This window comes from Micromonospora sp. CP22 (assembly GCF_009712475.1).
Lineage (GTDB): Bacteria > Actinomycetota > Actinomycetes > Mycobacteriales > Micromonosporaceae > Micromonospora.
Genome location: NZ_VCJO01000017.1, coordinates 13,722 through 40,656 on the forward strand (window position 1 = coordinate 13,722; position 26,935 = coordinate 40,656).

Sequence of the window (26,935 nt, forward strand, 5' to 3'; positions counted from 1 at the left end):
GGCGGTGCTCTGCGCTCCTTTCTTACCCTGTGCGGCGCTGACATTCGACAGAACCGACCCTCATGTCTGCCGTAACCGAGAGCCCTTCACGGCGGTTGTCACCCTGCAACACCTACCCGAAGGAGTTCCTTGGCCAAGGTCTGGCGCGACTTCATCGCCGCCATCGTCGATGCCGTACGTCGGCGTGACGAGGCGGCCCTCAGCGACGAACGCCGCCGAGCAGTGGACCGGCTCGCCGACGAGAAGATCCGCGAGGAACAACGCAAACACCCACCAGAAAACACCTGAGGCGTACGCGACGGCTTCACGTCACCGCCCTGCCGGTCGCCCGGCGGAGGTGGCCGCATCACGACAAAGGCGGAGGGTGTGGGATTCGAACCCACGAAGACATCGCTGCCTTACCGGTTTTCAAGACCAGCGCCATCGGCCACTAGGCGAACCCTCCCGGACCACGCGGTGCGTGGCCGGTGCCTAGTCTGCCACGCCGGGCACGGCGGTGTATGAGCGAGCTACCCGGTGTGGCGCGACCACCGACAGCGGGTGGAGGTTGCGGGGGCCGAGGTGGAGGCGGCCGGTGATCGGGTAAGACTGGGCCATGCGCGCGATCACCATTGTCGAGCCGGGCGGACCTGACGTGCTGAGGTGGAGCGAGGTGCCCGACCCGCAGCCGGGGCCGGGTGAGGTGGTCGTGGACGTCCGGGCCACTGCGGTGAACCGGGCTGACCTGTTGCAGCGGCAGGGGCACTATCCGCCGCCGCCGGGCGCGCCCGCGTACCCCGGTCTGGAATGTTCGGGGGTGGTGAGCGCGACCGGTCCGGACGTGACCGGTGTCCAGGTGGGTGACCAGGTCTGCGCGCTGCTGGCCGGTGGCGGGTACGCCGAACGGGTGGCGGTGCCGGTCGGGCAGCTGCTGCCGGTGCCGGACGGCGTCGATCTGGTCGACGCCGCCGCCCTGCCGGAGGTGGCGTGCACGGTGTGGTCGAACGTGGTGCAGGTGGCTCGCCTGACGGCGGGAGAGACGCTGCTGGTGCACGGTGGTGGCAGCGGCATCGGCACGTTCGCGGTCCAGCTCGGCGCGGCGCTCGGCGCGACCGTGGTGGCGACCGCGCGGGCCACGAAGCACGAGCGGCTGCGTGAGCTGGGTGCCGACGTGCTTGTCGACTATCGGGAGCAGGACTTCGTCGAGGAGGTTCGGCGGGTCACCGACGGGCGGGGCGCGGATGTCGTCCTGGACATCATGGGCGCGTCCTACCTGGGCCGTAACGTGGCCGCCCTGGCCGCCGACGGGCGGTTGGTGGTCATCGGCTTGCAGGGTGGCCGTAAGGGTGAGCTGGATCTGGGCGCGCTGCTGGCCAAGCGTGGCACGGTCGCGGCCACCGCGTTGCGTTCCCGGCCGCTGGCGCAGAAGGCCGCGATCGTGCGTGGGGTACGCGAGCAGGTCTGGCCGCTGGTCGAGGCGGGCCGGGTGCGTCCGGTGATCGACCGGCGGCTGCCGATCGTGGACGCGGCGCAGGCGCATCGGCTGGTGGAGTCGAACGAGCACGTCGGCAAGGTGCTGCTCACCGTCGGTTGAGCGGCGCGGCAGCCGCGCCGCCGACACCGGGGGTCACCCGAAGGCAACCGGCGGGCGAGGGCAGCTACCGGCGAGCCGGTGGTCAGCCGGGCAGGACGAGGCGGGCGCCGGGGCCCTCGCCGCCCAGATTGTCCTCCGGGTTGTAGAGGGTGCAGCGGCGCAGCGAGAGACAGCCGCAGCCGATGCAGGCGTCCAAGTCGTCGCGGAGTCGGCTCAGCAGGCGGATCTTCTCGTCCAGCCGGGCCCGCCAGGCGGTGGAGAGCTCGGCCCAGTCCTCGGCGGTGGGGGTACGCGCGGCGGGCAGGGAGTCGAGCGCGGTACGAATCTCCTCCAGCGAGATGCCGACCTGCTGGGCGATCCGGATGAACGCCACCCGGCGCAGTTCGCTCCGGTGGTAGCGGCGTTGGTTGCCGCTGGTCCGCTCGGCGCGGATGAGTCCCAACCGCTCGTAGTAGCGCAGCGCGGACTGCGCCACCCCGCTACGGGCGGAGAGTTGACCGATTGTCAGAGCTTCCTGCATCACGTCGCCTTGATTTGAACCTCGCTTCAACTTGCAGGCTATCCGCATGACGATGCTCGCTACCACGGCCCGGGTCGCCGAGGCCGCCGCGCCGCTCGACGGCCGGGAACCACTCACCACGCTGCTGGAGCGCGTACGCGCCGGTCGAGAGTTCGGCCCGAACGTCCTGTCGACCCTCGACGTGCTCCAGGTGCTCTACGACCGGGTGCTGCGGATCACTCCCGCGACCGTCGACGACCCCGACCGCGACCGTTTCCTTCTCTCCAAGGGGCACGCGGTGGCCGGCTACTACGCGCTGCTGGCCGCGAAGGGATTCATCCCACCCGACTGGTTGGACGACCAGGGCGGGCCGGACAGCCGACTCGGTGATCATCCGGATCGCACCCTGATCCCCGGCGTGGAGATCGGTTCGGGCTCGCTCGGGCACGGACTGGGACTGGGTGTCGGCACCGCGCTCGGGCTGCGCGCCCAGGGTCTGCTCACCCCCCGGGTGTACGTGCTGCTCGGCGACGCCGAACTGGACGAGGGCTCAAATCACGAGGCGATCGCCTACGCCGGAGCGGTCGGCCTGGCCAACCTGACCGCGATCGTGGTGGACAACTCCTCCGCGACCCACGGCTGGCCGGGTGGCCTGGCCACACGTTTCACCGCCAACGGCTGGACAGCCGCGACCGTCGACGGGCGGGACCACACCGCTGTCCATACGGCGCTGACCGGGCACCACGGACATCGGCCGCACCTCGTGGTGGCGGTCGTCGAGGCTGGGGAGCGGTGACGATGCGGGACAGATTCGTGGACACCACCACCGCGTTGTTGGCCGAGGATCCACGTACCGCACTGGTCCTCGCCGACATCTCCGCCAGCGCGTTCGCCCCGGCGGCCGAACGGCACCCGGATCGGGTGCTCAACGTCGGCATCCGGGAGCAGTTGATGGTGGGTGTGGCCGGCGGGCTGGCGCTGACCGGGCTGCGACCGATCGTGCACACTTACGCGCCGTTCCTGGTGGAACGGGCGTACGAGCAGATCAAGCTCGACCTCGACCACCAGGATGCGAGCGCGGTGCTGGTCAGCGTGGGTGCCTCCTATGACCGGGCGGAGGCCGGCCGTACCCATCTCGGTCCGGCCGACGTGGCGTTGTTCGACACCCTGTCCGGGTGGACGGTGCACGCACCTGGTCATCCCGACGAGGTACCGGCGCTGCTGCGCGCGATGGTCGCCGCCGAGGGCTCGGCGTACCTGCGGCTGTCGACGCTGCACAACGCCGAACCGCACGGTGGTGACGGCGCGCTCGTGGTGGTCCGGGACGCGGGGCCGGGTGCGGCGCTGCTGGTCGCGGTCGGTCCCGTGTTGGACGCTGCTCTCGACGCGACCTCGGGCCTACCGGTCAGCGTGGCGTACACGCATCGGCCACGGCCGTTCGACACCGCCGGGCTGCGGGCGCTCGCCGACCGTGAGGTGATCCTGGTGGAGCCCTATCTGGCGGGCACCTCGACCCGGGTGGTCGCGGCAGCGTTGGCCGACCGGCCGCACCGGTTGCTGGCGTTGGGGGTGCGACGCGAGGAGTGGCGCCGCTACGGCTCGGCGACGGACCACGCGCGCTGGCACGGGCTGGACGCGAACGGGTTGCGCCGCTCGATCACCGACTTCCTGGCACCGGCGTTGGTGTGATCGCCACGCGGCATGTCGGCGGCGACGCACCGCCCCGACCTGCCGCGATCCGACGCCCGCCCGCAGTAACGGAGCGGTCAGGGGGTCAGTTGGGCGCGATGTCGCGCTTGCGGCGGGTGCGTTCCCGACCGAGGATCCAGAGCGCCTCGACGCCGTCCCGCCAGGTGATCTTCTTGCCTTCCTCCCGGCCCCGCGCCCGGTAGCTGATCGGCACCTCGTACGGCCGGATGCGGCGGCGCAGCAGCTTGCCGGTCACCTCGGCTTCCATACCGAACCCACGGGAACGGATGTCCAGGGAGCGGTAGAGCTCCACCGGCATCAGCTTGAAGCAGGTCTCCAGGTCGCCGATGTAGGAGTTGAACAGCACGTTCGCCGCCATGGTGACGCCTTTGTTGCCCATCACGTACCAGAAGCTGTAGGCACTGTGGCTGCCGAAGGTGCGGTTGCCGTAGACCACCGTCGCCCGCCCGTCCAGCACCGGGGCGAGCAGCTTGGGGATGTCCTGCGGGTCGTACTCCAGGTCGGCGTCGAGGATGACCATGTACTCGCCGTCGGCGTTGGCGACCGCCGTGCGGATGGCCGCGCCCTTGCCCGCGTTGCGTTGGTGCGTGATAACCCGCAGCCGGGCGTCATCGGCGCGGCCGAGGACCTCTCCGGTGCCGTCGCGGCTGCCGTCGTCGACCACCACGAGTTCGATCTCGCACGGGTATTCGACGGCCAGCGCCTGCTTGAGGGCATCCGCGATGCGTTCTTCCTCGTTGTAGACCGGCATGAGGATCGACAGCTTCACGGGAATCTCCACGAGGGCGCACAATGTGTCGGCCATAGCCTAGCCCGGCAGGTCAGCCCGCTGGTGCAGACCACCGATGGTGATCCATGGTTGGGCACCCAGGCTGATGGTGTTTACTTCCGGCCATGTCGGCCGCCGGCTTCCTGTTCGTCCTGTTTCCCGTCGCCACGCTCGCTCTGCTCAGCGTGGCGCTTCGACCACGGGTCGTGGGCGCGGCGACACCCCGACGGCTCGCGGTGGTCCGGGCGGCCCTCGCCGTCGGCGCCTTCGCGGTGGTGACCGTCGAGGTGCTGGGGGCACTGCGGCTGCTCAACCCACTCGCGTTCGGCTTGGCCTGGCTGCTCTGCCTCAGCGCGGCGGCAGCCGCCGCCTGGTGGCGGCATCGGGTGGACGCCACGGTCGCCGTGGCGGACGCGCCCGGGTTCACGGTCGTGGGCACCACCGCCGCGTCACCGGGCCGGGCCCTGGCGTCAGGATCGTCGGGCGTCCTCGCCGCACCGGCCGGTGGCGTGGCGGTCGACACGGTGACCGTGGGGCCCGATCGACCATCGGCACCGTCCGGGCCGGGCACCGTGGCGGCCGGCGGCTGGCGCGCCGCCGTCGGCGACTTCTGGCGTACGGCGAGTCGTGGCGAACGGCTGCTCACCGGTACGGTCGCCGGGCTGGTCCTGGTCGAGTTGCTGATCGCCCTGCTGGCCGCGCCGAACAACTTCGACTCGCAGACGTACCACCTGCCCAAGGTGGAACGCTGGGTGGCTCAGGGCGACCTGACGTTCTGGGCGACCGCGATCCACCGGCAGGTCACCATCCCGCCGGGTGCCGAGTATCTGCTGCTGCACCTGCGCCTACTCACCGGCGGCGACGCGTTGCACCACCTGGTCCAGTGGGCGGCCGGAGTGCTCTGCCTGCTCGTGGTGGCCCGGGTGACCGCGCAGCTCGGCGGTGGTCGCCGGGCCCAGGTCCTCACCGTCTTCGTGTTGGCCACCACGCCGATGGTGGCTCTCCAGGCGACCAGTACCCAGACCGACCTGGTCTGCGCCGCCTGGGTGCTCTGCACCGGGACGTTGGCCTTGGACGGGCTGCGCCGACGCGCACACCTGGTCGACCTGCTCGCCCTCGGTGCGGCCACCGGGCTGACCGCGGTCACCAAGACCAGCGGGCTGCTGGCGGTCGGTCCGCTACTCGTGCTGTGGGGGGTGGGCCAGCTTCGCCTGGCGTACGTCGACCGGCCGGTCCCACGCCGCCGGGCCCCGGTCGCGGAAATCGCCCGTACCGTCGGGGCCTCCGCGCTGATCCTGCTGGTCGCCGTCGCGGTGGTCGGCCCCTTCCTCGGTCGGGTGCACGCCGAGTTCGGTCACCCGCTCGGACCGGACCGGCTGCGCACGTCGGTTCCGATGGAGCGGCACGATCCGGCGTCGGTGCTGGTGAACGCGCTCCGGATCGGGCACACCGCACTGGACACTCCGCTGGCACCGCTGCGCGACGTCTCCGCCGAGGTGATCGTCGGGGTGGCCGGGCTGCTCGGGGTCGACCCACAGGACCGCGCGATCACCTTCGGGCAGGAGATCTTCCCGGTGGCGTCCTGGTATCCCGACGAGGATCGGGCGGCGTTCCCGCTGGCCGGGGCGCTGGTGCTGGCCGGTGTGCTGGCGGCACTGCGCCGCCCGGCCCGGATCAGTCCGGACGCGGCCGGTGCGCTGCGTGCGTACGCCGTGGTGATGGTCGTCGGCGTGGTGTTGCACACCGCAATGATCAAGTGGCAGCCGTGGGGGAACCGCCTGATCCTCTACGCCCTGGCGGCCTCGGTGCCACTGGCCGGGCTCTGGCTCGACGCCGTCGTCCGCCGTACGGGGCGGTTCGCGCCTGTCGAATCACCGCGCGGTGGCCCGGTGGGCAGGCGGCCAGTCGCCGCCGGACTCGCGGTGACGGTCCTCGCCACCTGTGCGTTGGCCGGGGTGTTGTCGGTGGCGTACGGCTTCCCGCGCCGACTGGTCGGCACCGCCTCGGTCTTCACCACCGCCGAGTGGGAGAGCCGGTTCGTGCGGCGTCCGCAGTGGGCGGAGGAGTACCGCTGGGCGGCGGACGCGGTCCGCGCTGCCGACGCGCGCCGGATCGGGCTCTCCCAGCGCAACGACGACTGGGAGTACCCCTGGTGGCTGCTGCTGCGCGACGCGGACGGTTCACCACCTGACCTGCTGGCACTTCAGTCGGTGTTGGACAACCGACCGCCGACCGACCCGGCCTCGGTCGACGCGATCCTCTGTGCGGGCAGCCGGAAGCTCTGCGCCGACCTGGTGCCCGCCGGTTGGCGGTTGGAGTTCCGCAGCTACGTCGGATACGCCCTGCCCGGCGAGCGGTGACCAGGCACGGGGCAGGCTCGAGCGGTCCGGGCTGAAAAGGGGCCATTGGCCCGGGTTGGCGCAGCGCGGAAGTATTCCGAGAGGTATTCACATACCTGCATCACAGGCGCTACCGTCCGGTAACTCGATCGACGTCCCGCGATCGTGCCGAAAGGAGTGCGTCGATGTCTGGTACCCCCACCAGGCGTGAACGGACGCATCGACGGCGCCTTGCCCAGGTCGCCGTCCTCGCCACCGCTCTCGTCCTGCCGATGCTGGCCACGGCCTCACCCGCCGCCGCGGCCGACCGTCCCGCCGTCCAGCCACTTCCCGCAAACCTCGAAACCATCCGTGCCGCCGAGGCGACCGCGCTCTACGGCAGTCCCGGCATCCGCCCGATCGACCAACGGCGTACCGCGCTGATCAGCATGGGCGACAGCCAGATCTCCGGCGAGGGGGTGGGCAACTACGTGCCCGGCACCCACCAGCCGGGCAACTGGTGCGACCGCTCGTACGACCAGGCGGTCTTCCGGACCGGTATCACCGCCGACGAGCGCTACAACATCGCCTGCTCGGGTGCCACCCCGTGGAACCTGATCGCCGGTGGCCCCACCCAGCACAACGAGCTGAACCAGGGTGACCAACTCGCGATCAAGGCACGCAACACGAACATCAAGCTGATCTGGGTGGTGGTCGGCGCCAACGGCGACGGCACCATCCAGTTCGGCCCGGTCGCCACCGACTGCGCCGTCCGCCGCGTCTTCTTCCAGGGCCCCTGCTGGCCCACCTACACCGACCAGTGGGCGGTACGCACCGACGGTAGCCGTCGGGCGGTCGAAGAGGCGCTGACCGACATCCGCCGCACGATGACCAACGCCGGTTACCTCGCCTCCGACTACGAGCTGGTGCTCATGTCGTACTCCAGCCCGGCCAGTCCGGACGTGGAGGACAACCCCAACTTCCCCGGCTGGTACTCCGGCGGCTGCCTGCTGTACCTGGCCGACGCCGCGTTCGCCCGGAACAAGGCGGTGCCGATGTTCGAGTCGGCGCTGCGGGCGGCGGCGGCCAACACCGGCACCCGCTACCTCGACGCCAGCCGCCTCTTCCACGGACACGAGGTGTGCACCGACAACACCTCGGTACGCGGGCTCTACATCGAGCTGGGCATCTGGGACGAGAACGCGGCCCGCCAGTCGTTCCACCCGAACAAGCGGGGGCACGGCATGTTCGCCCAGTGCATCACCCAGTTCTACGCCTCCGGCCAGCAGCAGGGGACCTGCGTCGACCCGGCCAGCACCGGCAACGGCCAGCTCTACCCGGGGCTGATGGAGTTCCGGCAGCTGCGTAACGCGGCCACCGGCACCTGCGTCGACGGCAAGGGGTACGACTCACGCAACGGCACCGTGCAGCAGTCGTACCGCTGCCACGGCGGGCGCAACCAGGGCTTCTGGTACGACCCGACCCGGCAGTCGCTGCACTCCGAGCTCTCGCACGACCGGTGCCTGGACGTCTCCGGTGGTTCGTTGACTTCGGGCACGGCGGTCAACATCTACGACTGCCACGGCGGCACCAACCAGAAGTTCACCTTCTCCGGCAACCAGATCCGCGCCGCCGGTAACACCAACCTCTGCCTGGCCTTCGACAACCCGCTGCTCGGTACCCCCCGACTGCGGCTGGCCACCTGCTCCAGCAGCTCCCGGCAGCAGTGGTCGTTCGAGTCGCGGTCGTTCGCCCAGCCGGTCGGCTATGGCCGGGACGACTTCATCGGCTCCCGCGTCTACTGACGGCAGAAAGCAGCGGGCCCGCCGTGCTCACCGTGCTGGTCGACCGACCATCACGGGTCGGGCACGGCGGGTCCGTGCTACGCCACGAGCGGCGCGAGGTCCGTCGCAGGCTCTCCGGTGCGGGGCCCGGTCAGCGGGCCGCGACGGGTTGGAAGGTGGCCGGTCGAGCGGTCGGCGACTCGGCGACGGTGGCCACGATCCGGGGCTGCTGACTGCGTACGCGGGTGCGGAAGGCATGGTTGAGCAACGCGTCCAGCTGCCACACCTGCTTGGGGTACTGGGTGCGGATCAGGAAGCGCTCGCGGATGCCGTCGATAGCGGTGGCGGCCAGTTCCACGCAGTGCAGTCGCGGGTCGGGGCTCCAGGTGACGTGGCTCAGCTCGCGCAGCTCCGTGTTGAGGTGCAGGCGGAGTCGGTGCAACACCCGGGTCTGCCGGGTGACCACGAGCCGCCGGTGGGTGAGCAGCAGCAGGTACTCCCCCTTGACCGGTCGGTCGGGCCGACTGCACCGGGTGACCAGGATGGTGGCGTCGCCGGAACCCACGCAGCGACGGAACACCGGCATGTGCCGGCTGGCGGTCTGAAGCGCCAGGCCAGCCTCGGCGGCGGCCGGAAGGAACGTTCGGGAGAAGACGTCCATGACCTGCCCAACGACCCTGCCGGTGCCGTGACGTGGCCGATGGACATGCTTTTTGCAATTTCCACATCACGCGCCGTCGGCACGCACCGTCCGCCGCCGACGATCGGTGCCGCCGCTCCGGCCGTCGGGTGCTACCTCCGGCTGCTCAGAGCAGCTCGACGATGGTCGCGTTGGCCATCCCGCCGCCCTCGCACATGGTTTGCAGACCGTAGCGGATTCCGTTGTCCCGCATGTGCGCGAGCATGGTGGTCATGATCCGGGCACCCGACCCGCCGAGTGGATGCCCGAGGGCGATCGCGCCACCGCGCGGGTTGAGCCGCTCCGGGTCCGCCTCGGTCTCCGCCAACCAGGCCAACGGCACCGGGGCGAACGCCTCGTTCACCTCGTACACCCCGATCTCCTCGATGCCCAGCCCCGCGCGGCGCAGCGCCTTCGCGGTAGCCGGGATCGGCGCGGTCAGCATGGCGACGGGGTCGTCGGCCGCCACCACCGCCGTGTGGATGCGGGCCAGTGGGCGCAGCCCGTGCCGGCTGGCCCATTCGCTCGTGGTCACCGCGAGTGCGGCGGCCCCGTCGGAGATCTGCGAGGCGGAACCGGCGGTCACCACGCCCTCCGGATCGAACGGGGTGGCCAACTCGCCGAGCTTCTCCAGCGAGGTGTCACGCCGGATGCCCTCGTCCATCGCGAACTTGCCGCCGTCGGCGAGCACCACCGGGGCGATCTCGGCCTCGAACGCGGCGGCGTCCTGCGCGGCAGCGGCCTTGTCGTGGCTGGCCAGCGCGAACTCGTCGAGCTGGGTACGGGACAGCCGCCAACGTCGGGCGATCAGCTCCGCCCCCACGCCCTGGTTGAAGGGGAGCGGGGAGTCCTCGGCGACCCCCTCGACCCCCCGGTAGCGGGCCAGGATCTGCTCGCTGAACGGCATCCCGCCGGCCACGCTGGAGCCCATCGGCACCCGGGTCATCGACTCCACACCGCCCGCGACGACCAGGTCCGCCTGCCCGGAGAGCACCGTGGCCGCGGCGAAGTGCAGCGCCTGTTGGCTCGAACCGCATTGCCGGTCCAGGGTGGTGCCGGGCACCGACTCGGGCCAGCCGGCGGCCAGCACGGCGTTACGGGCGACGTTCCACGACTGCTCACCGACCTGCGAGACGCAGCCCCAGATCACGTCGTCCACCTGGGCCGGATCGATCCCGGTGCGCTCGGCGAGGGCGCGCAGCACGTGGGCGGACAGGTCCACCGGGTGCACCGTGGCCAGGCTGCCCTTGCGCCGCCCGACCGGGGTACGCACCGCACCGACGATAACCGCGTCACTCATGTCTACTCCCCGGTAACTTGGGCTACCCCGATCCTACGCCCACCCGGACCGACCGTCCCGTCCCCGCCCTCCCGTGCCGTCTCCACCGCCGCCGGATGCCGGGATACGACGGCACTGGCATCCTGGGTGCCGTGGCGTACGACACGATCGCGCAGCAGTGGCGGGTGCCGCTGGCCCTGCCGATCCTCAAGCTGGTCACGGCGATCGCCGTGCTCGCCCTGGGGGTCCTGTTCGCCGAGGGCGACCCGCTCCGGCCGGTGCTCGGCGGGTTGGCTGCGGCGGTCCTCACGGGTTGGGGCCTGCGGGACCTGGTCACGCCGGTCCGGCTGGCGGTGGACGCGACCGGCATCACCGTGCCGGCGGGGCTGCTGAGCCGACGCCACCTGCCCTGGCCGACGGTGGAGACCATCCAGGTGCAGCGATCCGGCCGCGCGTTCGCCGGCCCCACGCTGGAGATCGACGCGGGCGATTCACTGCACCTGTTCAGCCGACTCGACCTCGGCACCGACCCGGCCGAGGTCGCCGAGGCGTTGCACGCCGTCCGCGCCGGACGCCACGACGACGTCGGCTGACCCACCTCGTGCCGGTGAGACCGTCGGGCCGCGCGGCGGGCCGTGGTCAGCCCAGCAGTGCCGCCGTACGGACCAGGGCCATCGCGAGCAGCACCACGACGATGACCGCCCCGCCGACGAACTGCACCAGAGTCCGACGCGACCGGGGAGCGTAGGCCAGCACCAACGCCATCAGCGCGCCGAACACCAGGCCACCCAGGTGCCCGGCGATCGAGATCTGCGGCACGGTGAAGGTGAAGATCAGGTTGATCACCAGGATGGGGAGGATGGCCGAGGTGTCCCGGCCCAGCCGTCGCATGATCACGAAGATTGCCGCGAAGAGGCCGAAGATGGCGGTCGACGCACCCGCCGACATCTGGTTGGGCGCGCTGAACACGTAGACCGCGACGTTGCCGCCGAACCCGGCGATGAAATAGAGCGCGGCGAAGCGCAGCGGCCCGAGCACCGCCTCCAGCGAGCGGCCCAACACCCACAGCGCCCACATGTTCAGCAGCAGGTGCACCACGCCGTAGTGCAGGAACATCGCGGTGATCAGGCGGTACCACTGGCCCTCGGCCACGCCGCCGATGGTGCCGTCGAGGAACATCGCCCGGCCCAGCACCGCACCCCACTCGGTCAACGGGGTGCTGCCGCCCATCAGCCCGCCGAAGCCGTTCCCGCCGGCCGCCGCGTCCCCGCCCCGGTCGGAGGCGATCGAGGCCAACATGACCAGCAGGTTGAGCGCGATCAGGGTCTTGGTCACGTAGCCGTGTCGACCGGCGACGCCGCCACCGAAGGCGGTCCGTGCCGGGCGGACGCTACGCCGCCCCTCCGCCACGCACTCCGGGCACTGGAACCCGACCGATGCCTCGTTCATGCAGTCCGGGCAGATCGACCTGTCGCACCGGGTGCAGCGGACGTACGTCTCCCGTCCGGGATGGCGGTAGCAGGCCGGCGTGGTCGGCGGGGACTCGCTCATCGCCGACCCCAGATGCCCGAGCGCTCAGTCATGCGAGCAAAGGTACCTTGAGCCTTCTCCCACACGCTCTCTCCGACGGGTCGCGGCTGGCCCGGACACGGGTGTCGTGCCCGGGCCAGCCGCCGACGCCACGGTCGTCGTCCGCCCACCGCCGGTGGTCGCGACCAGCGAAACTGGTACGCCGGACCGCAGCACTCGCAGGCCGGTCCGACGCCCCCTGCGGACGTACGCTCAGGCCGACCGCTCGATCTCGACGCGCTCGATGACGACGTCCTGAAGCGGCCGGTCACTGGGGCCGGTCGGGGTGTTGGCGATCGCGTCCACGACTTTGGCGGACTGCTCGTCGGCCACCTGCCCGAAGATGGTGTGCCGGTTGTTCAGGTGCGGAGTCGGCGACACGGTGATGAAGAACTGCGAGCCGTTGGTGCCCGGCCCGGCGTTCGCCATCGCCAGCAGGTACGGCCGGTCGAACCGCAGCTCGGGGTGGAACTCGTCGGCGAAGGTGTAGCCCGGCCCGCCACGGCCGGTCCCGGTCGGGTCACCCATCTGGATCATGAACCCGCTGATCACCCGGTGCGCGATGGTGCCGTCGTAGTACGGCCCTTTGCCCGGCTGCCCGGTCCGCGGGTCGGTGTACTCGCGCGTGCCCTCGGCCAGCTCGACGAAGTTGCGGACGGTCTTCGGCGCGTGGTTGGCGAAGAGTTCCAGCCGGATCGGGCCGGCATTGGTGTGCACGGTGGCGTAGACAGCCTCGGCCACGGGTACTCCTTACTCGTTGGTCAGTTCCATGCGGATCCTCCCATGTGCCCGATCTGGACATGCGGAGGCATCCGAAGGTGGAGGATGAGACAGAGCAACTCCCAGGAGGTGGGACCGTGTTTGGAAACTGGCGGCGCAAGACCCAGGCGCAGTTGGCCCGGGCCGAACTGAACCGCGGCGTCGGTCATCTGAGGCAGGCCGCCACGCATGCCGCGAGGGGAGCCGGCGACACGGTCGGCCCGCGGTTCCAGGCGGCCCGCAGTGCGGTGGCACCGACCGCCGTCGTCGTTCGGGACCGGGCGTCCAGCGGTCTCGCGTCGACGGCCGCCGCCCTCGCACCGCTCGCCCTGGCCGTACGTCAGGCGCAGTCCGAGGCGGCCGATCGGGCCGGCAAGGGGAAGAAGGCCGCTGCTGCCAAGCAGACGTCGGTCAGCAGGAAGGCGAAGAAGATGAAGGCGAAGAAGAAGTCCCGCCGGAGCGGCACGATGGTCGGTCTGCTGGCCGCCGGTGTGGTTGCCGGACTGGCCGGCGCGGTGGCCCTGCGGCGATACCGCGAGCAGCAGGAGTGGGCCGAGTACGACGCGGGTGCCGCGTTGGAGCCGATGCACGAGGAGGTGGAGACCATCGAGGTGCGCACGGCCGGTCCGGCCGGTGCCGGCAAGGCGGCGACCGGAGCGGGCAGCTCGGCGGTGGCCGGCGGCGACAGCGCCTCCACCACCCCCACCGCCACCGCCTCCCGGGTCACCCCCAACGACAAGGTCCCCTCCGTCGCCGAGGGCGCCCGGACCAGCTCCGGCCGTCCCGCCGACGACCTGACCAAGGCCACCAACCACAAGGCCCAGACCCGTCCCTGAGCACGCGTCACCCACATCGATCATGAGGTTGTTGCCGCGCCGTTGCGCGGCAACAACCTCATGGCCGACGGGCGCGGTCAGAGCCAGTCGTTGCGGCGGAACCAGCGGTAGAGGGCCAGGGACGTGGCGAGCATCAGGGCCAGCACCCCGGGATAGCCGTAGGTCCAGCTCAGCTCCGGCATGAAGTCGAAGTTCATGCCGTAGACACCGGCGATCGCCGTCCACACCGCGGCGATCGCCGCCCACGCGGCGATCTTGCGCATGTCGTTGTTCTGGTCGACCGTCACCTGGGCCAGTCGCGCCTGAAGAATCGAGTTCAGCAGGTCGTCGTGGGAGTTGACCTGCTCCACGGTGCGGCTGAGATGGTCCTGCACATCCCGGAAGTAGCGGCGCACCTCCTTGGGCACGTCCCGGTTCATCTGCGCGGTAAGCGTCAGCAGTGGGCGCTGCAACGGCATCACCGCCCGCTTGAACTCGACCAGTTCGCGTTTCATCTGGTAGATCCGCTGGATTCGGCCGCTGGTCTGGCGGTCGAACACCTCCGTCTCCAGCACGTCCATGTCGTCCTCAAGCTGATCGGCAACCTCCAGGTAGAGGTCGACGACCCGGTCGGTGATCGCGTACGCGACGGCCCAGGGGCCGTTGAGCAGCAGCTCCTGACGCGCCTCCAACTCCTCGCGTACGGGTGCCAACCGGCAGGCGTCACCGTGCCGGACACTGATCAGGAACTGCGGGCCGATGAAGAGCATCACCTGCCCGGTCTCCACCACATCGGAGTGCTCGGTCAGCTCGGTGTGCTCGCAGTACCGGGCGGTGCGCAGCACCAGGAAGCTGACGTCGCCGAACCGCTCCAGCTTCGGGCGCTGCTGGGCCTTGACCGCGTCCTCCACGGCCAACTCGTGCAGGCCGTAGGTGGTGGCGATCTCGGTCATCTCGGCGAGGTCCGGCTCGTGCAGGCCGAGCCAGACGAACCCGGACTCGGCGGCGTGGGCCGCTGCCAGCGCGTCGGCGTAGTTCCAGTCCCCGGCCTGCCGCTGGCCGTCGAGGTAGAGCGCGCAGTCGACCACCGCACTGCGCCGTTGGCCGGTCGGCGGCTGGCCGGGCTGCGCTGCGTCCGGGCTGAGTCGACGCGTCACGGCCCGCATCGGCGACCAGTTCCGAGGCCGCAGGGAGCGACCTGCGCTGGTGCTGGTGGTCCGGTTGTCCTCGGCGGCCGGGTCGTCCGGTGAGGCGGCCCTGGCCCGCTGCGTCCGCTCCGTCATCACGGCCCTCCCCCCGCCGACTGCGGCTTGCAGGTTACGCCGCCGCAGCGAGCATGGTCGTGCGGCAGGGGTGGCGCCGGACGGACCGGACCGCATCCGGGGGGTGAGGGGGGCGATCCGGCCCGCCCGGCGCCATTGGGGGCGGGGGGTTGTGCTGGCCGCGTCACACCAGCGCGCGGGCGGCTGGGCCGCACCGGTGGCCGGGGGTGGGGCGGGTGCGGGCCGCCCCGATCTCCCGTACGCGTGGTGAGTGACGCTCGCAGCATTGTGGGCCGCGAGTCGCTTCGACGGGAGTCCCAGGCTGACGGATATCGCTGTTCTGTCAGAAAGACGACAGAAAATTAGCCGCGTACCGCCTTCATCGCGTCGGCCAGCCGCCGAACACCCTCGTCGATCCGGTCCGCGGTGACCGCCGAATAGGCCAGGCGGAGGGCGTGCCGCCCACCGTCCATGACGAAGTCGCTGCCCTTGACCACCGCGACCCCGCGCTCGGCCGCCGCCGGGGCGAGCCGCTCGACCTCGACGTCCTCCGGCAACTCGACCCAGAGGAAGTAGCCACCGTCCGGCTCCACGAAGCGGGCCTCGGGAATGTGCCGGCGCAGCGACTCGGCAAGCACCGAGGCCCGCTCACCGAGGGCGGCCCGGACCGTCTCGATCGACCGCTGGATGTCCCCCGAGACGCAGAACTGGTGCACGATGGCCTGCGAGACCATGCCGGGAGAGATGTAGAGGCTGGTCGCCTTCTTCGCGATGTCCCCGATCAGGTCCGCCGGGCCCACCAGGTAACCGACCCGCACGCCGGGGCAGACGGTCTTGGTGAAGCTGGAGGCGTGCACCACCACGTCGCGGGTGTCCATCGACAGCATCGACGGCAGCGCCTCGCCCCGGAACCGGATGTCCGCGTACGGGTCGTCCTCGAAGATCGTGAAACCGAACTCGGCGGCCAGGTCCAACAGTTCGCGACGCTTCTCCAGGGACAGCGTCACACCGGCCGGGTTCTGGTAGTTCGGGATGACGTGGGCCAGCCGGGGGCGGACCCCGGACTCCAGCAGCTTGCGCAACTCGGCGGTGTCCAGACCGTCCGGCTGGATAGTGACGGCGTGCAGTTCACTGCCCAGGTTGCGCAGGTTGAGCAGGGTGCGGTCGTAGGTGGGGCGCTCCACCACCACCGCGTCCCCGGGACGGACCAGGTGATCGAAGAGGAAGGCGTCGGCCTGCAACGAGCCGTTGGTGACCAACACCTGCTCCGCCTCGACGCCGTGCTTCTCGGCGATCCACTTACGGAGCGGGACGTAACCGACGGAGGTGCCGTACGCGGTCACCCCGGCGGGGTCGGCGTCGAAGGCGCGAACGGCGGCGGCCTTGAGCCCCTCGACATCGACGATGTCCAGCGAGGGGGCGCCACGGGCGAAGGAGATCAGCTGCTCGGCGGTCATGGCTGTTCAGCGTACGGCCGGTGGCGGGAGGTACGCCGACGGCACGACGATGTCCGCATCCTGAGCCACCGGGTCGGGTGAACGACGCCCCCGGTGGATGGCCCCCTCCCGCCGGCTGTGCGGCAGGTCAGGCCGCCAGCCGCACCGGTCCACGCGTCATCCGCCGCTGCCGACCATCCGGCTGGCCGCCCACACCCGCATGATGTCGCGTACGGAGATGACGCCGGCCACCTCACGACCATCGAGGACGACGAGGTGCCGGAACCCACCTCGGGCCATCGCCGCCGCCGCTTCCTCGATCGTCCACTCCGGCCCGGCGTACACGACGTCCCAGGTCAGGTGAGCCCCGGTCCGCTCGACATCACAGTCGAGCCCGGCACCGATCGCGTTGAGCACGTCCCGCTCGGTCATGATCCCGACGCCCTCGGAATCCGGGTCGATCACCACCGCCGACCCGACGCCGCGCTCCGACATCATCCGCGCCGCCTGACGGAGCGTGTGCTCCGGACCGACCACGAGGATCTCACTGGACATAGCTTCCCGAACCTGCATGACACATCACCCCTTTGGGACGGCCGCACCCGGATACCCGCAATGGTGAGGCCCGTAGGTTTCCGGGACAAGACCGGACAACGTCACGGGTGCGGCGGCCACGGTTACAGTTCTCCATGTGTCCACCGAGCCGCTGCGCTGCGCCGGAGCGTTGATCGTCGCTCCGGACGGGCACCTGTTCTTCCAGCGCCGTTCCCCACACCGGCGGCTCTTCCCCAACTGCTGGGACATCGTCGGCGGGCACCTCGAACCAGGCGAGTCCGTGCAGGAGGCGCTGTACCGGGAGGTCACCGAGGAGACCGGTTGGCGGGTGTCCGAGGTGATCGCCGAGGTCGGCGAGTACCGCTACGTCGGCGACGACGGCCTGACCCGGATCGAGAGCGACTGGCTGGTCCGGGTCGACGGCGACCTGACGGCCCCGGTGCTGGAGGCGGGCAAGCACACCGAGTACCGCTGGCTCGGACCCGACGATCTCGACCTGCTCGACGAGCACCGCGACGTCAACGACGGACTGATCCGGCGGATCGCCGAGCAGGGCTTCGCCGTCCTGCGGTCCATCGGTTCGTGAGCGGCCCGGTCGAGCTGCCTCCGCACTGGTACGCGGCGCTGGCCGCGCCCGCTATCCTCCTCCGGTGAGCGCCACGAGAACAGGAACTGATGCCGGCATGGTCGGAATGGTGTTGGCAGCTGGTGCCGGCCGACGGTTACGCCCCTACACCGACACCCTGCCCAAGGCGCTGGTGCCGGTGGACGGCGAGACCACCATCCTCGACATCGCGCTGCGTAACCTGGCCGAGGTGGGCCTCACCGACGTCGTGGTGGTGGTGGGATACGCCGCGGACGCCGTCCGGCAACGTCAGGCCGACCTGGAGCGCCGGTACGGAGTCACCCTCACCCTCGTGCACAACGACAAGGCCGAGGAGTGGAACAACGCGTACTCGCTCTGGCTGGCGCGTGACTGGTTCTCCCGTGGCGTCCTGCTGGTCAACGGGGACACCGTGCACCCGGTGAGCGTGGAGAAGACCCTGCTGGCCGAGCGTGGCCCCGGTGTGCTGCTGGCGGTCGACACCATCAAGCCGCTGGCGGACGAGGAGATGAAGACCACCTTCGACGCCGCCGGCCAACTCACCCGGATCACCAAGCTGATGGACCCGGCCGAGGCGTACGGCGAGTACATCGGGGCGACCCTGATCGAGCCGCAGGTGGCCGAGGCCCTCGCCGACGCGCTGGAGGCCACCTGGCGGCGCGACCCGAACCTGTACTACGAGGACGGCTACCAGGAGTTCGCCGACCGAGGCGGCGAGGTGCGGGCCGCGCCCATCGGCGACGTGCCCTGGGTCGAGGTCGACAACCACGCCGACCTGGCCCGGGCTCGGGAGATCGCGTGCCGCTACTAGCCCGTACGGTCACCACGCCACTGTCGATCGAGGTCCGCCGCGGCGCGGTGACGGACCTCGGCGCACTGTTGGCCGACCGGCGGATCTCCGGTGGCGGGGACGTCGCGGTGGTGGTCGGCCCCGGGCAGGGCGAGAAGATCGCGGAGCTGTGCCAGCCGTCCCTCGGCTCGGCCGACATCTTCACCGTCAGCGGCGGCACCGTCGACTCGGCCAACGAGCTGGGTGACCAGCTTCGCCGCCGGCACTACGACGCGGTCGTCGGCATCGGCGGTGGCAAGACCATCGACACGGCCAAGTACGCGGCCACCCGCTACGCCCTCCCGATGGTCACCGTGGCGACCAGCCTCGCCAACGACGGCATCGCCTCCCCGGTGGCGTCGCTGAGCCACGAGGGCGGCAAGGGCTCCTACGGGGTGCACATCCCGATCGCCGTCCTGGTCGACCTCGACTTCGTGGAGAACGGGCCGGGCCGGCAGACCCAGGCCGGGATCGGCGACGCGGTGAGCAACCTGAGCGCCTGCGCCGACTGGGAACTGGCCCACCGGGTACGCGGCGAGCCGATCGACGGTCTGGCCCTGACGCTGGCCCGCACCGGCGCGGAGGCCCTGCTCAACCACCCAGGCAAGATCACCGATGACGCCTTCCTGACCACCCTGGCCGAGGCGCTGATCCTGGGCGGCATCTCGATGTCGATCTGTGGTTCCAGCCGACCGGCCAGCGGCGGCGACCACGAGATCTCCCACGCCATCGACCATCTCTTCCCGGGCACCGGCTCACATGGGGAGCAGGTCGGCCTCGGCGCGCTGTTCTGCACCTTCCTCCGTGGCGATCTGGAACGCTTCGGGCAACTGGCCCGCTGCCTGCATCGGCACGGGCTGTCCACCCGACCGGGCGACCTGGGCCTCACCGACGAGCAGTTCGTCGAGGCGGTGACCTTCGCGCCGCGTACCCGGCCGGACCGTTACACGATCCTCGAACACCTCGCGCTGTCCGCTGACGACCTTCGTATCCGGCTGGGAGACTACGTTGACGCCCTCCGTGAGCACCTTGGCTGAGCCGTCCCGCCCCACGGTCGCCGACTTCCACCGGGTGAACCGGGGCGGTGGCCTGTTCAGCGAGTCGATCAGCCAGTGGATCGGTGCGGTCTTCGCGCTGGTCGCCCAGCGTCTCGGGCTCCGGCCGACGGTGCTGACCATCACCAACCTGCTGCTCGGGTTGGCCACCTCGGTCACCGTGGTCGCCCTCGCCGGCCCGGTCGCCGCCGGGGACGTGCCCGCTCCGGTGGTGGGGTTGCTCGCCCTGGTCGGCTGGCAGGTGGCGTACGCCCTGGACTGCGCCGACGGGCAGTTGGCCCGGGTGACCGGCCAGGGCAGCGCGGCGGGTGCCCGGGTCGACGTGCTCTGTGACGTGGCCGCCCAGATCGCCCTGGTCGCCGCGTTGGCGGCGACCGCTGTGGCACAGCGCCCGTCGACGCCGGTCTGGCTGGTGGCCGCCTTCGCCGGGACCTGGATGGTCAACCTGGTCACCTCGGTGATGCAGTCCGGGCCGAACGCGGCCAGCATGGTCACCTCGACGTCGCTGCCCGTACGCCTGGTGAAGCTGGTCCGCGACTACGGCGCGGTGATCTTCGCCGCCGCCCTGGTGTTGACCTTCGCCCCGGCGCTGGCGTTCTGGGTGATCGTGGCGTTCACGATCGTCAACGGCGGCTTCCTGCTGGCCAGCATCGCCTTCTCCGCCCGCGCCAGCCTGTAGCTCTTCTCCCCGGAGAGCAAGACGCGTTCGGCGGCCGTCACGCGCCCGATTTTTCCGATGCGTCCGCCACGCCGGGGCCATTGATAGAGGTCATCGGCAATTATTGACACCTCAATCAATGCCGTGGGAAGATCCTCATAGATGAAGATCGCTTCATGTCGAAGCTGACGTCAGTCTTCCCATGCCACCCCACCACTGGGAGATGTCATGCCCAAAACCGCCAAACGGATCGCCTCGGTCCTCGGTGCCACCGCCCTGACCACGTCCCTGGTCGCCACGCCCGCAGCCGCCACCGAGCCGGAGCGGGAGCCGTTCAAGTCGCCTGACCAGGGCCTGGTCCTCTACACCGCGAACAGCGCCTACGTGGTCGCCCGGCACACCGAGGTCGACGACCTCTGCCACCCGATGCAGGACGCGGTCACGTCCATCGCCTGGACTCCCGTGTACGCGATCGCCTACGCGAATGACGACTGCACCGGTCCCGGGTTGGGGCTCGGCATCTGGCGGAGCTGGAACTCCGGCCAGTTCCTCTCCTACAAGCTCGTCTCCTACTAACCCCACTATTTCGCCTGAACGGCGGTGTCCGCGTGGGTCGGATACCGCCGTCCGGCGGAATGGAGTCGATCAGGAACGGGCGAGGTCCGCGTACACGGCGAGGAGCTGCTTGGTGACCACGTCGGGGTGGAAGACCCGCTCGTAGCGGGACCGGGCAGGCACCGCGAGCGCGGCGGCACCGGCTGCGGCCAGCGGCAGCGCGGCGGCGAGCGCCGCCGGGTCCGGCGGCACCACCCAACCGGCCTCACCAGCCTGGACCCCACCCGGCAGCGCACCCTCGGTGCCCGACGCACCGCTCAAACCGGCCGGGCCGCTGGGAGCGGGTGGGCCACCGGGGCTGGCCGGGGCGGAGGCCGTGGCGGTCGCGGCCGGGCCGGTGCCCGCAGGCTCGCGCGGAGTGTCCGCGCCGACCAGGTACGGAATGCCACCCAACGCGGTGCCGAGGACCGGACGGCCACTGGCCAGCGCCTCGAGGATCACCGTCGGTAGTACGTCGTGCCAGGTGGAGGTCGCCAGCACCACGGCGCTGGCGGTCAGCGCCTCGCGGACCCCGGCCCGGTCCAGCGGCCCGAGGAAGGTCACGTCGGCTCGTTCGGCCGCCGCCGCCTCGACCAGCGGACGCAACTCACCGTCACCGGCCACCCGCAGCGGCCCGAGCGCCCCGTCGGGGTGCCGACGCCACGCCTCCAGCAGCAGGTCGAGCCCCTTCTCGGGGGAGAGCCGGCCGAGGAAGAGGAAGCCCTGACCGAGCGGGGTCGGCATGCCGGGATCGGGGATGCCGTTCGGCTTGACCACGATCCGGGAGTCCGGAATGCCGTAGTCACGCAGGTGGTCGGCGACGGCGCTGGTCAACGCGATGAACCGGTCCACCGACTTCCAGGTGCCCCGGTGCACGGCCAGGGTGGTGGCCATCAGCGCGCTCTGCGCCCGCGACCCCCGGTAGCAGCGGTGCACCACCGCAGGAACCCCCAGGGCCCGGCCCCGGCAGTCCTGGCAGATCACGCCGTCGCGGAAGTACAGCCCGGAGGAACAGACCTGGCGGTAGTTGTGCACCGTCTGCACCACCGGCACGCCGTGTTTGTGCGCGGTCCGCACCACCCAGGGCGACAGCAGCGGGTACGGGTTGTGCAGGTGCAGCACGTCCGGCCGATGCTCGGTGAGCAGCCGGGACAGCTCCTGCTGGGCCCGGGGCGCGTAGATCGGGGAGATCGGCAGCAGCGCCTTCGCCGTCCTCGGCATCGACGGGATCTCGTCGGAGCTGCGCAGGAAGGGCAGCACCTCCACACCGGCGGCGGTGAGCTGGGAGATCTCCGCGTCGACGATGGTGTTCTCACCGGAGGGCTGAGCTTCCCGGTACCGGTTGTGCGCCACCACGATTCTCACGGGAAAGAAGGCTACCGTTGGGACGTGCCCGAACTACCGGAGGTGGAGGCGCTCGCCGGTTACCTGCGACAGCGCGCCGTGGGCAGGCGGGTCGACCGCCTGGAGATCGCCGCGATCAGCGCCCTGAAGACGTACGACCCGGCGCCGAGCGCCGTCGCCGGCCGCCCGGTGACCGACGCCCGGCGGCACGGCAAGTTCCTCGACGTGGTCTTCGACGGTGACCTGCACCTGGTGGTCCACCTGGCCCGCGCGGGCTGGCTGCACTACCGGGAGGCGTTCGCCTCGAACGTCCCGTTACGGCCCGGCAAGGGCCCGATCGCGATCCGGGTACGCCTCGACGACGGCTCCGGTTTCGACCTGACCGAGGCCGGCACGCAGAAGAAGCTCGCCGCCTATCTGGTGACGGACCCGCAGGTGGTGCCCGGGATCGCCAGGCTCGGGCCGGACGCGCTCTCGGCCGACCTCGCCACCTTCGCCGGTGCCCTGCGCAGTCGTCGGGGCCAGGTCAAGGGGGTGCTCACCGACCAGGCGGTGCTCGGTGGGGTCGGCAACGCGTACTCCGACGAGATCCTGCACGCGGCGAAGCTCTCGCCGTTCGCGTTGACCGACCGGCTGACCGACGACCAGATGGCGACCCTGCACACGGCGACCCGCCGGGTGCTCGGCGACGCGGTGACCCGCTCGCTGGGGCAGCGGGCCGCCGAACTCAAGGGCGAGAAGCGATCCGGGCTGAAGGTGCACGCCCGCACCGGGCTGCCCTGTCCGGTCTGTGCAGACACCATCCGGGAGGTCTCCTTCGCCGATTCCAGCCTCCAGTACTGCCCGACCTGCCAGACCGGCGGGAAGCCTCTTGCTGACCGACGGTTGTCGAGACTCGTACGGTGAGTAACGCCACTGCCGATTACGGAGCGGAATCGGACGGCCGGTGCGCAACCACTGGTCTGGCGCTCTACCCGGGCCGCCATCCATCGGTATAGTGGCCCGGTCCCCAGCCTCCGAATGGGTGGGGCCGGCCAGATCCCAGGCGGTAGGTGGCCGTCGTGCAATGTCTCTCGGGTCAGCGACGGAACGGAACGCGCGTGGGAAACTGGAGCGGTGGGCGACCCGGGGCGGTCACGGCGAGTGAACGTGACGGGTCATGCGGGAGGACATGGGTGAGGTGACGGCTAGCCTCCAGCGCCCGGTTACCAACGAAGGCCGGAGCAAACTCGTGCGGCACGTCGACAGCTTCGAGATCGAGCCGCCGAACCCGTCGTCCACGAACGGTGTACCCCGATCGGCGTGGGCCCGGGCCCGGCGGCGCGTGTCGCGCTGGCACCGGCCCTACACGGCGATCCTGCTGCTGCTCGACTTCGCCGCGGCCGCCTTCGCCAGCTTCACCGCGATCCGCACCTTCGACCAGGCCACCGCGGGCTTCTACGACGCCCAGAACGACCCGACCTGGTTCTACACCGTCGCGTTCCTGCTGCTGCCGCTCGGCTGGCTGATCATCCTCTGGTTCAACGGCGCCTACGACCGGCGCTGTCTCGGGCTCGGGCCGGACGAGTTCAAGCGGGTGATCCGGGCCGGGGTGGCCGTCTGCGCGGCGGTGTCGTTCCTCGCCTTCGCCACCGTGACCAACCTGTCCCGGTTCACCGTCGGCACGGCGCTGCTGCTGGCCCTGCTGCTGATCCTGCTGGGCCGGATCCTGGCCCGTTTCGTGCTGCACACCATCCGGCGCAACATCCAGCAGGCGGCGCACCGGATGGTGCTGGTCGGGACCCTGCCGGAGTGCCTGGAGGTGTACACGGCGGTCACCCGCACCCCGGCAGCCGGGCTCGTCCCGGTAGCCATCCACATCACCGACGGCTACGCGGCGGCCAAGGGCGTGCAGACCCCGGTTCCGGTGTACGCGGGCCGTGACGTGCTGGCCCTGGTACGCGAGGTCGGCGCGGACACCATCGCGGTCTGCGGCTCGGCCAGCGCCGAGCCCGGCGAGCTGCGCCGTCTGGCCTGGCAGTTGGAGGGCTCCGGGGTCGACCTGGTGGTGGCCCCGCAGCTGACCGACATCGCCGGTCCCCGGGTGCATATCCGCCCGATCGAGGGCCTGCCGCTGCTGCACGTCGAGGAGCCCACCCTGTCCGGGCCGGCGCTGCTGGCCAAGAGCATGATGGACCGCGTCGCCGCCGGAATCGGGCTGCTCATGCTGGTCCCGGTGTTCGTCGCGATCGCCATCGCGATCCGGATCTCCGATCCGGGTCCGGTCTTCTTCCGGCAGCCCCGGGTGGGGCACGAGGGGCGCACGTTCCGGGTGTGGAAGTTCCGGACCATGTACGTCGACGCCGAGGACCGGCTGGCCAGCCTGGTCGACCAGAACGAGACCGACGGCCTGCTGTTCAAGATGAAGGAGGACCCCCGGGTCTTCCCGGTGGGTCGTTTCCTGCGGGCCTCGTCGCTGGACGAGCTGCCCCAGTTGATCAACGTACTCAAGGGGGAGATGTCGCTGGTCGGGCCGCGCCCGCTGCCCGCCGACGACGGTGACTTCCTGGGTGATGTGCGACGTCGACTACTGGTCCGCCCCGGCATGACCGGTTTGTGGCAGGTGTCCGGCCGCTCCGATCTCTCCTGGGACGAGGCCGTCCGGCTCGACCTGTACTACGTCGACAACTGGTCGCTGGCGTACGACCTGGGCATCCTGTGGCGCACCATCGGCGTGGTGGTGGCCCGCAAGGGCGCATACTGACGCACACCGCCCCTTCCCCACAGCGCCCGAAACCAGCAGGATCGTCGACGTGGGTGGCAACATCTCCGCCGTGATCGGCGTCTTCTCTCTGGTCAGCGTGCTGGCCGGGGCGCTGTTCGCGGTCGGTCGGCTACGCGGTCGGCGTGGCATCGCCACTCCCGGGCAGCGGGCCACCTACGAGGTGCTGCACACCGCCGGGCTGGCGGCCGAGCCGTTGCGGGCCGGACTGAACCCGGCCGGCGCGGCGAAGGCCGCCCGCCACCTGCGCACCCTGATCGGCTCCGAAGGGCTGGCGTTGGCCGACACCGACGACCTGCTCGCGCTCGACGGACGCGGCGCGCACCATCGGGAGCAGTTGCGGGCCGCCGCTCGTCGGGTGATCACGTCGGAACGGTCCACCGTGCTGGGCGAGGCGGAACTGACCTGCAACCGGATCGACTGCCCGGTCCGGGGCGCGGTGGTGGCCCCCCTCGGTGGGGCGTCGGGCCGGATCGCGGGCGCGCTGGTGGCGGTCACCGGCGGCGCGCCCGCACCCGGTCTGGTCCAGGCCACCCTGGAAACCGCCCACTGGGCCGGCAGTCAGGTGGCGCTGGCGGAGCTGGACTCGTCGCGGGAGCGGTTGGCACGGGCCGAGGTACGCGCGCTGCGCGCCCAGATCAGCCCGCACTTCATCTACAACGCGCTGACCGCGATCGGCTCCTTCGTCCGGACCGATCCGGAGCGGGCCCGGGAGCTGATCCTGGAGTTCGCCGAGTTCACCCGCTACTCGTTCCGGGCACACGGCGAGTTCACCACGCTGGCCGAGGAGCTGCGCTCGATCGACCGCTACCTGACCATCGAGCGGGCCAGGTTCGGTGACCGGCTCCAGGTGCGGCTCCAGATCGCCCCGGAGGTGCTGCCGGTGACCCTGCCGTTCCTGTGCCTCCAACCGCTGGTCGAGAACGCGGTGCGCCACGGGTTGTCCCGCAAGCCGGGCACGGGCATGGTGAGCATCGAGGCCCAGGACGCGGGCGCCGAATGTCACATAACGGTGGAGGACGACGGAGTGGGGATGGATCCGGCCACGCTGACCGCAGGAATAGCAGAGCTGGCCGGGTCGACCGGCGACCCGGGCGACGACCCGGGCCAACACGTCGGGCTGTCGAACGTCGACGAGCGCCTGCGGTCGGTCTTCGGCGACCGCTTCGGCCTGGTCGTGGAGACCGGCGTCGGTTCGGGCACGAAGGTGAGCATGCGGGTGCCGAAGTTCCATCCCGGCGTACGGGCGGGTTCGTGACCGCCACCGGCCCGGCCCCGGTCACCGGCTTCCTGCGGGTGCTGGCGGTCGACGACGAGCCACCGGCGCTGGACGAGTTGGCCTACCACCTGCGAGCCGACCACCGGGTGGCCCGGCTGCACACGGCCGGCGACGCCACCGAGGCGCTGCGGGTGCTCCGCGACGACGACGTGGACGTGGTCTTCCTGGACATCCGGATGCCCGGCCTGGACGGCATGGAACTGGCCCGGGTGCTGCGCCGCTTCGCCCGGCCCCCGGCGATCGTCTTCGTCACCGCGTACGACGACGGTGCGGCGGACGCCTTCGACATGGGCGCCACCGACTACGTGCGCAAGCCGGTACGCGCGGAACGGCTGGCCGAGGCGTTGCGCCGGGTGGTCGGCTCGCGGGTGGTGCCCGCCCATCCCGCCGCGTTGGCCAGGGCTGAGGAGGATCCCACCATCCCGGTCGAGCTGGCTGGCACCACCAGGATGCTGCCCCGCTCCGCGGTGCGGTGGGTCGAGGCGCAAGGTGACTACGCCCGGCTGCACACCGCAGACGGGTCGCACCTGGTGCGGGTGTCGCTGGCCACGCTCGCCGAGCGGTGGGGCGACGCCGGTTTCGTCCGGATCCACCGGTCGTACCTGGTGCAACTGCGGCTGATCGCCGAGCTTCGCCTGGTGAACAGCGGCTATGTGGTGGTCATCGACGGCACGGAGTTGCCGGTGAGCCGCCGGCACACCCGGGAGCTGAAGGACAAGCTGGTCCGGGCCGCCAAGCAGGAGTGGAGCCGCTGATCGGCGGCACTGTCCACCGGGTTGTCCACAGGCTCGACCCGTTATCCAC

27 protein-coding genes and 1 tRNA gene are annotated in these 26,935 nt (G+C 70.8%); 17 read left to right on the forward strand and 11 right to left on the reverse strand.

Features of this window, described 5'->3' with window-relative positions:
- Positions 1-129: 129 nt before the first annotated feature.
- Complete coding sequence (locus FF096_RS21765) at positions 130-288, forward strand: hypothetical protein (RefSeq protein WP_155221417.1); 159 nt, start codon at positions 130-132, stop codon at positions 286-288.
- Between the two features lie 70 nt (positions 289-358).
- Here FF096_RS21765 and FF096_RS21770 read toward each other — a convergent pair.
- Positions 359-445: transfer RNA gene (locus FF096_RS21770), tRNA-Ser, on the reverse strand.
- A gap of 150 nt (positions 446-595) precedes the next feature.
- Between FF096_RS21770 and FF096_RS21775 the strand changes: the two genes are divergently transcribed.
- Entirely contained in the window at positions 596-1,573 is a 978-nt protein-coding gene (locus FF096_RS21775) for an NAD(P)H-quinone oxidoreductase (protein WP_155221418.1), read from the forward strand.
- A gap of 82 nt (positions 1,574-1,655) precedes the next feature.
- On the opposite strand, the gene soxR is transcribed toward FF096_RS21775, so the two are convergent.
- Entirely contained in the window at positions 1,656-2,093 is a 438-nt protein-coding gene (gene soxR / locus FF096_RS21780) for a redox-sensitive transcriptional activator SoxR (protein ID WP_155221419.1), read from the reverse strand.
- Positions 2,094-2,139: 46 nt separating this feature from the next.
- Here soxR and FF096_RS21785 point away from each other — a divergent pair, with 46 nt between their 5' ends.
- Complete coding sequence (locus FF096_RS21785; RefSeq protein ID WP_155221420.1) at positions 2,140-2,868, forward strand: transketolase; 729 nt, start codon at positions 2,140-2,142, stop codon at positions 2,866-2,868.
- Between the two features lie 2 nt (positions 2,869-2,870).
- On the forward strand, positions 2,871-3,761 hold the full coding sequence (locus FF096_RS21790; RefSeq protein ID WP_155221421.1) for a transketolase family protein: 891 nt from the start codon (positions 2,871-2,873) through the stop codon (positions 3,759-3,761).
- Between the two features lie 85 nt (positions 3,762-3,846).
- Here the strand turns inward: FF096_RS21790 and FF096_RS21795 are convergent, their stop codons facing one another.
- Positions 3,847-4,551, reverse strand: a complete 705-nt coding sequence (locus FF096_RS21795; RefSeq protein ID WP_309223731.1) for a glycosyltransferase family 2 protein — start codon at positions 4,549-4,551, stop codon at positions 3,847-3,849.
- 125 nt (positions 4,552-4,676) lie between these two features.
- On the opposite strand from FF096_RS21795, the gene FF096_RS21800 reads away from it, so the two are divergent.
- Positions 4,677-6,911, forward strand: a complete 2,235-nt coding sequence (locus tag FF096_RS21800; RefSeq protein WP_155221423.1) for a DUF2142 domain-containing protein — start codon at positions 4,677-4,679, stop codon at positions 6,909-6,911.
- 164 nt (positions 6,912-7,075) lie between these two features.
- Positions 7,076-8,674: a ricin-type beta-trefoil lectin domain protein gene (locus FF096_RS21805; protein ID WP_155221424.1), complete on the forward strand. Its 1,599-nt coding sequence runs from the start codon at positions 7,076-7,078 to the stop codon at positions 8,672-8,674.
- A 130-nt stretch (positions 8,675-8,804) separates the two neighbouring features.
- On the opposite strand, the gene FF096_RS21810 is transcribed toward FF096_RS21805, so the two are convergent.
- Both FF096_RS21810 and FF096_RS21815 read right to left on the reverse strand, forming a co-directional pair.
- Entirely contained in the window at positions 8,805-9,314 is a 510-nt protein-coding gene (locus FF096_RS21810; RefSeq protein WP_155221425.1) for a hypothetical protein, read from the reverse strand.
- Positions 9,315-9,459: 145 nt separating this feature from the next.
- The gene (locus tag FF096_RS21815; RefSeq protein ID WP_155221426.1) at positions 9,460-10,632 is read right to left on the reverse strand and encodes an acetyl-CoA C-acyltransferase; all 1,173 of its coding nucleotides are present in this window, start codon (positions 10,630-10,632) and stop codon (positions 9,460-9,462) included.
- Between the two features lie 131 nt (positions 10,633-10,763).
- Here FF096_RS21815 and FF096_RS21820 point away from each other — a divergent pair, with 131 nt between their 5' ends.
- Positions 10,764-11,204, forward strand: coding sequence for a PH domain-containing protein (locus FF096_RS21820; RefSeq protein WP_309223732.1), 441 nt, complete (start codon positions 10,764-10,766; stop codon positions 11,202-11,204).
- 46 nt (positions 11,205-11,250) lie between these two features.
- Here FF096_RS21820 and FF096_RS21825 read toward each other — a convergent pair whose 3' ends face one another.
- Together FF096_RS21825 and FF096_RS21830 are read right to left on the reverse strand one after the other, a co-directional pair.
- Positions 11,251-12,162, reverse strand: a complete 912-nt coding sequence (locus tag FF096_RS21825) for a rhomboid family intramembrane serine protease (protein ID WP_155221428.1) — start codon at positions 12,160-12,162, stop codon at positions 11,251-11,253.
- A gap of 231 nt (positions 12,163-12,393) precedes the next feature.
- Complete coding sequence (locus FF096_RS21830; RefSeq protein ID WP_309223733.1) at positions 12,394-12,921, reverse strand: peptidylprolyl isomerase; 528 nt, start codon at positions 12,919-12,921, stop codon at positions 12,394-12,396.
- A 59-nt stretch (positions 12,922-12,980) separates the two neighbouring features.
- On the opposite strand from FF096_RS21830, the gene FF096_RS21835 reads away from it, so the two are divergent.
- Positions 12,981-13,775: a hypothetical protein gene (locus tag FF096_RS21835; RefSeq protein ID WP_155221429.1), complete on the forward strand. Its 795-nt coding sequence runs from the start codon at positions 12,981-12,983 to the stop codon at positions 13,773-13,775.
- A 77-nt stretch (positions 13,776-13,852) separates the two neighbouring features.
- On the opposite strand, the gene corA is transcribed toward FF096_RS21835, so the two are convergent.
- The 3 genes from corA to FF096_RS21850 form a co-directional block, all read right to left on the reverse strand.
- Complete coding sequence (corA, locus tag FF096_RS21840) at positions 13,853-14,920, reverse strand: magnesium/cobalt transporter CorA (protein WP_155221473.1); 1,068 nt, start codon at positions 14,918-14,920, stop codon at positions 13,853-13,855.
- Between the two features lie 458 nt (positions 14,921-15,378).
- Entirely contained in the window at positions 15,379-16,473 is a 1,095-nt protein-coding gene (locus FF096_RS21845) for a PLP-dependent aminotransferase family protein (protein WP_155221430.1), read from the reverse strand.
- Positions 16,474-16,629: 156 nt separating this feature from the next.
- Positions 16,630-17,025, reverse strand: a complete 396-nt coding sequence (locus FF096_RS21850; protein ID WP_155221431.1) for a cyclic nucleotide-binding/CBS domain-containing protein — start codon at positions 17,023-17,025, stop codon at positions 16,630-16,632.
- A 118-nt stretch (positions 17,026-17,143) separates the two neighbouring features.
- On the opposite strand from FF096_RS21850, the gene FF096_RS21855 reads away from it, so the two are divergent.
- The 5 genes from FF096_RS21855 (at position 17,144) to FF096_RS21875 (ending at position 20,729) form a co-directional block, all read left to right on the forward strand.
- Complete coding sequence (locus tag FF096_RS21855) at positions 17,144-17,593, forward strand: NUDIX domain-containing protein (protein ID WP_309223734.1); 450 nt, start codon at positions 17,144-17,146, stop codon at positions 17,591-17,593.
- A 97-nt stretch (positions 17,594-17,690) separates the two neighbouring features.
- Entirely contained in the window at positions 17,691-18,422 is a 732-nt protein-coding gene (locus FF096_RS21860) for a sugar phosphate nucleotidyltransferase (protein WP_155221475.1), read from the forward strand.
- Positions 18,410-19,477: an iron-containing alcohol dehydrogenase family protein gene (locus FF096_RS21865; RefSeq protein WP_309223735.1), complete on the forward strand. Its 1,068-nt coding sequence runs from the start codon at positions 18,410-18,412 to the stop codon at positions 19,475-19,477. Before FF096_RS21860 ends, FF096_RS21865 begins: the two co-directional genes overlap by 13 nt.
- Positions 19,461-20,174: a CDP-alcohol phosphatidyltransferase family protein gene (locus FF096_RS21870; RefSeq protein ID WP_309223736.1), complete on the forward strand. Its 714-nt coding sequence runs from the start codon at positions 19,461-19,463 to the stop codon at positions 20,172-20,174. The genes FF096_RS21865 and FF096_RS21870 overlap by 17 nt, the downstream gene beginning before the upstream one ends.
- A gap of 207 nt (positions 20,175-20,381) precedes the next feature.
- A complete protein-coding gene (locus FF096_RS21875) occupies positions 20,382-20,729 on the forward strand; it encodes a hypothetical protein (RefSeq protein ID WP_155221434.1) in 348 nt (115 codons plus the stop codon).
- A 69-nt stretch (positions 20,730-20,798) separates the two neighbouring features.
- Here the strand turns inward: FF096_RS21875 and FF096_RS21880 are convergent, their stop codons facing one another.
- The gene (locus tag FF096_RS21880) at positions 20,799-22,112 is read right to left on the reverse strand and encodes a glycosyltransferase family 4 protein (protein ID WP_309223737.1); all 1,314 of its coding nucleotides are present in this window, start codon (positions 22,110-22,112) and stop codon (positions 20,799-20,801) included.
- 24 nt (positions 22,113-22,136) lie between these two features.
- Between FF096_RS21880 and FF096_RS21885 the strand changes: the two genes are divergently transcribed.
- The 4 genes from FF096_RS21885 (at position 22,137) to FF096_RS21900 (ending at position 26,886) form a co-directional block, all read left to right on the forward strand.
- A complete protein-coding gene (locus tag FF096_RS21885) occupies positions 22,137-22,997 on the forward strand; it encodes a DNA-formamidopyrimidine glycosylase family protein (protein ID WP_309223738.1) in 861 nt (286 codons plus the stop codon).
- Between the two features lie 265 nt (positions 22,998-23,262).
- Complete coding sequence (locus tag FF096_RS21890; RefSeq protein ID WP_155221477.1) at positions 23,263-24,834, forward strand: sugar transferase; 1,572 nt, start codon at positions 23,263-23,265, stop codon at positions 24,832-24,834.
- A 49-nt stretch (positions 24,835-24,883) separates the two neighbouring features.
- On the forward strand, positions 24,884-26,110 hold the full coding sequence (locus FF096_RS21895) for a histidine kinase (RefSeq protein WP_309223739.1): 1,227 nt from the start codon (positions 24,884-24,886) through the stop codon (positions 26,108-26,110).
- Entirely contained in the window at positions 26,107-26,886 is a 780-nt protein-coding gene (locus FF096_RS21900) for a LytTR family DNA-binding domain-containing protein (RefSeq protein WP_309223740.1), read from the forward strand. The genes FF096_RS21895 and FF096_RS21900 overlap by 4 nt, the downstream gene beginning before the upstream one ends.
- Positions 26,887-26,935: the final 49 nt, after the last annotated feature.

Coding starts and splice junctions, on each gene's coding strand:
- FF096_RS21805 (WP_155221424.1), top strand. CDS start 7,076: ATGTCTGGTACCCCCACCAGGCGTGAACGGACGCATCGACGGCGCCTT.
- FF096_RS21850 (WP_155221431.1), bottom strand. CDS start 17,025: ATGCAGGTTCGGGAAGCTATGTCCAGTGAGATCCTCGTGGTCGGTCCG.
- FF096_RS21775 (WP_155221418.1), top strand. CDS start 596: ATGCGCGCGATCACCATTGTCGAGCCGGGCGGACCTGACGTGCTGAGG.
- FF096_RS21825 (WP_155221428.1), bottom strand. CDS start 12,162: ATGAGCGAGTCCCCGCCGACCACGCCGGCCTGCTACCGCCATCCCGGA.
- FF096_RS21860 (WP_155221475.1), top strand. CDS start 17,691: ATGGTCGGAATGGTGTTGGCAGCTGGTGCCGGCCGACGGTTACGCCCC.
- FF096_RS21875 (WP_155221434.1), top strand. CDS start 20,382: ATGCCCAAAACCGCCAAACGGATCGCCTCGGTCCTCGGTGCCACCGCC.
- FF096_RS21790 (WP_155221421.1), top strand. CDS start 2,871: ATGCGGGACAGATTCGTGGACACCACCACCGCGTTGTTGGCCGAGGAT.
- FF096_RS21835 (WP_155221429.1), top strand. CDS start 12,981: ATGCGGAGGCATCCGAAGGTGGAGGATGAGACAGAGCAACTCCCAGGA.
- FF096_RS21815 (WP_155221426.1), bottom strand. CDS start 10,632: ATGAGTGACGCGGTTATCGTCGGTGCGGTGCGTACCCCGGTCGGGCGG.
- FF096_RS21785 (WP_155221420.1), top strand. CDS start 2,140: ATGACGATGCTCGCTACCACGGCCCGGGTCGCCGAGGCCGCCGCGCCG.
- FF096_RS21845 (WP_155221430.1), bottom strand. CDS start 16,473: ATGACCGCCGAGCAGCTGATCTCCTTCGCCCGTGGCGCCCCCTCGCTG.
- FF096_RS21890 (WP_155221477.1), top strand. CDS start 23,263: ATGGGTGAGGTGACGGCTAGCCTCCAGCGCCCGGTTACCAACGAAGGC.
- FF096_RS21800 (WP_155221423.1), top strand. CDS start 4,677: ATGTCGGCCGCCGGCTTCCTGTTCGTCCTGTTTCCCGTCGCCACGCTC.
- soxR (WP_155221419.1), bottom strand. CDS start 2,093: ATGCAGGAAGCTCTGACAATCGGTCAACTCTCCGCCCGTAGCGGGGTG.
- corA (WP_155221473.1), bottom strand. CDS start 14,920: ATGCGGGCCGTGACGCGTCGACTCAGCCCGGACGCAGCGCAGCCCGGC.
- FF096_RS21810 (WP_155221425.1), bottom strand. CDS start 9,314: ATGGACGTCTTCTCCCGAACGTTCCTTCCGGCCGCCGCCGAGGCTGGC.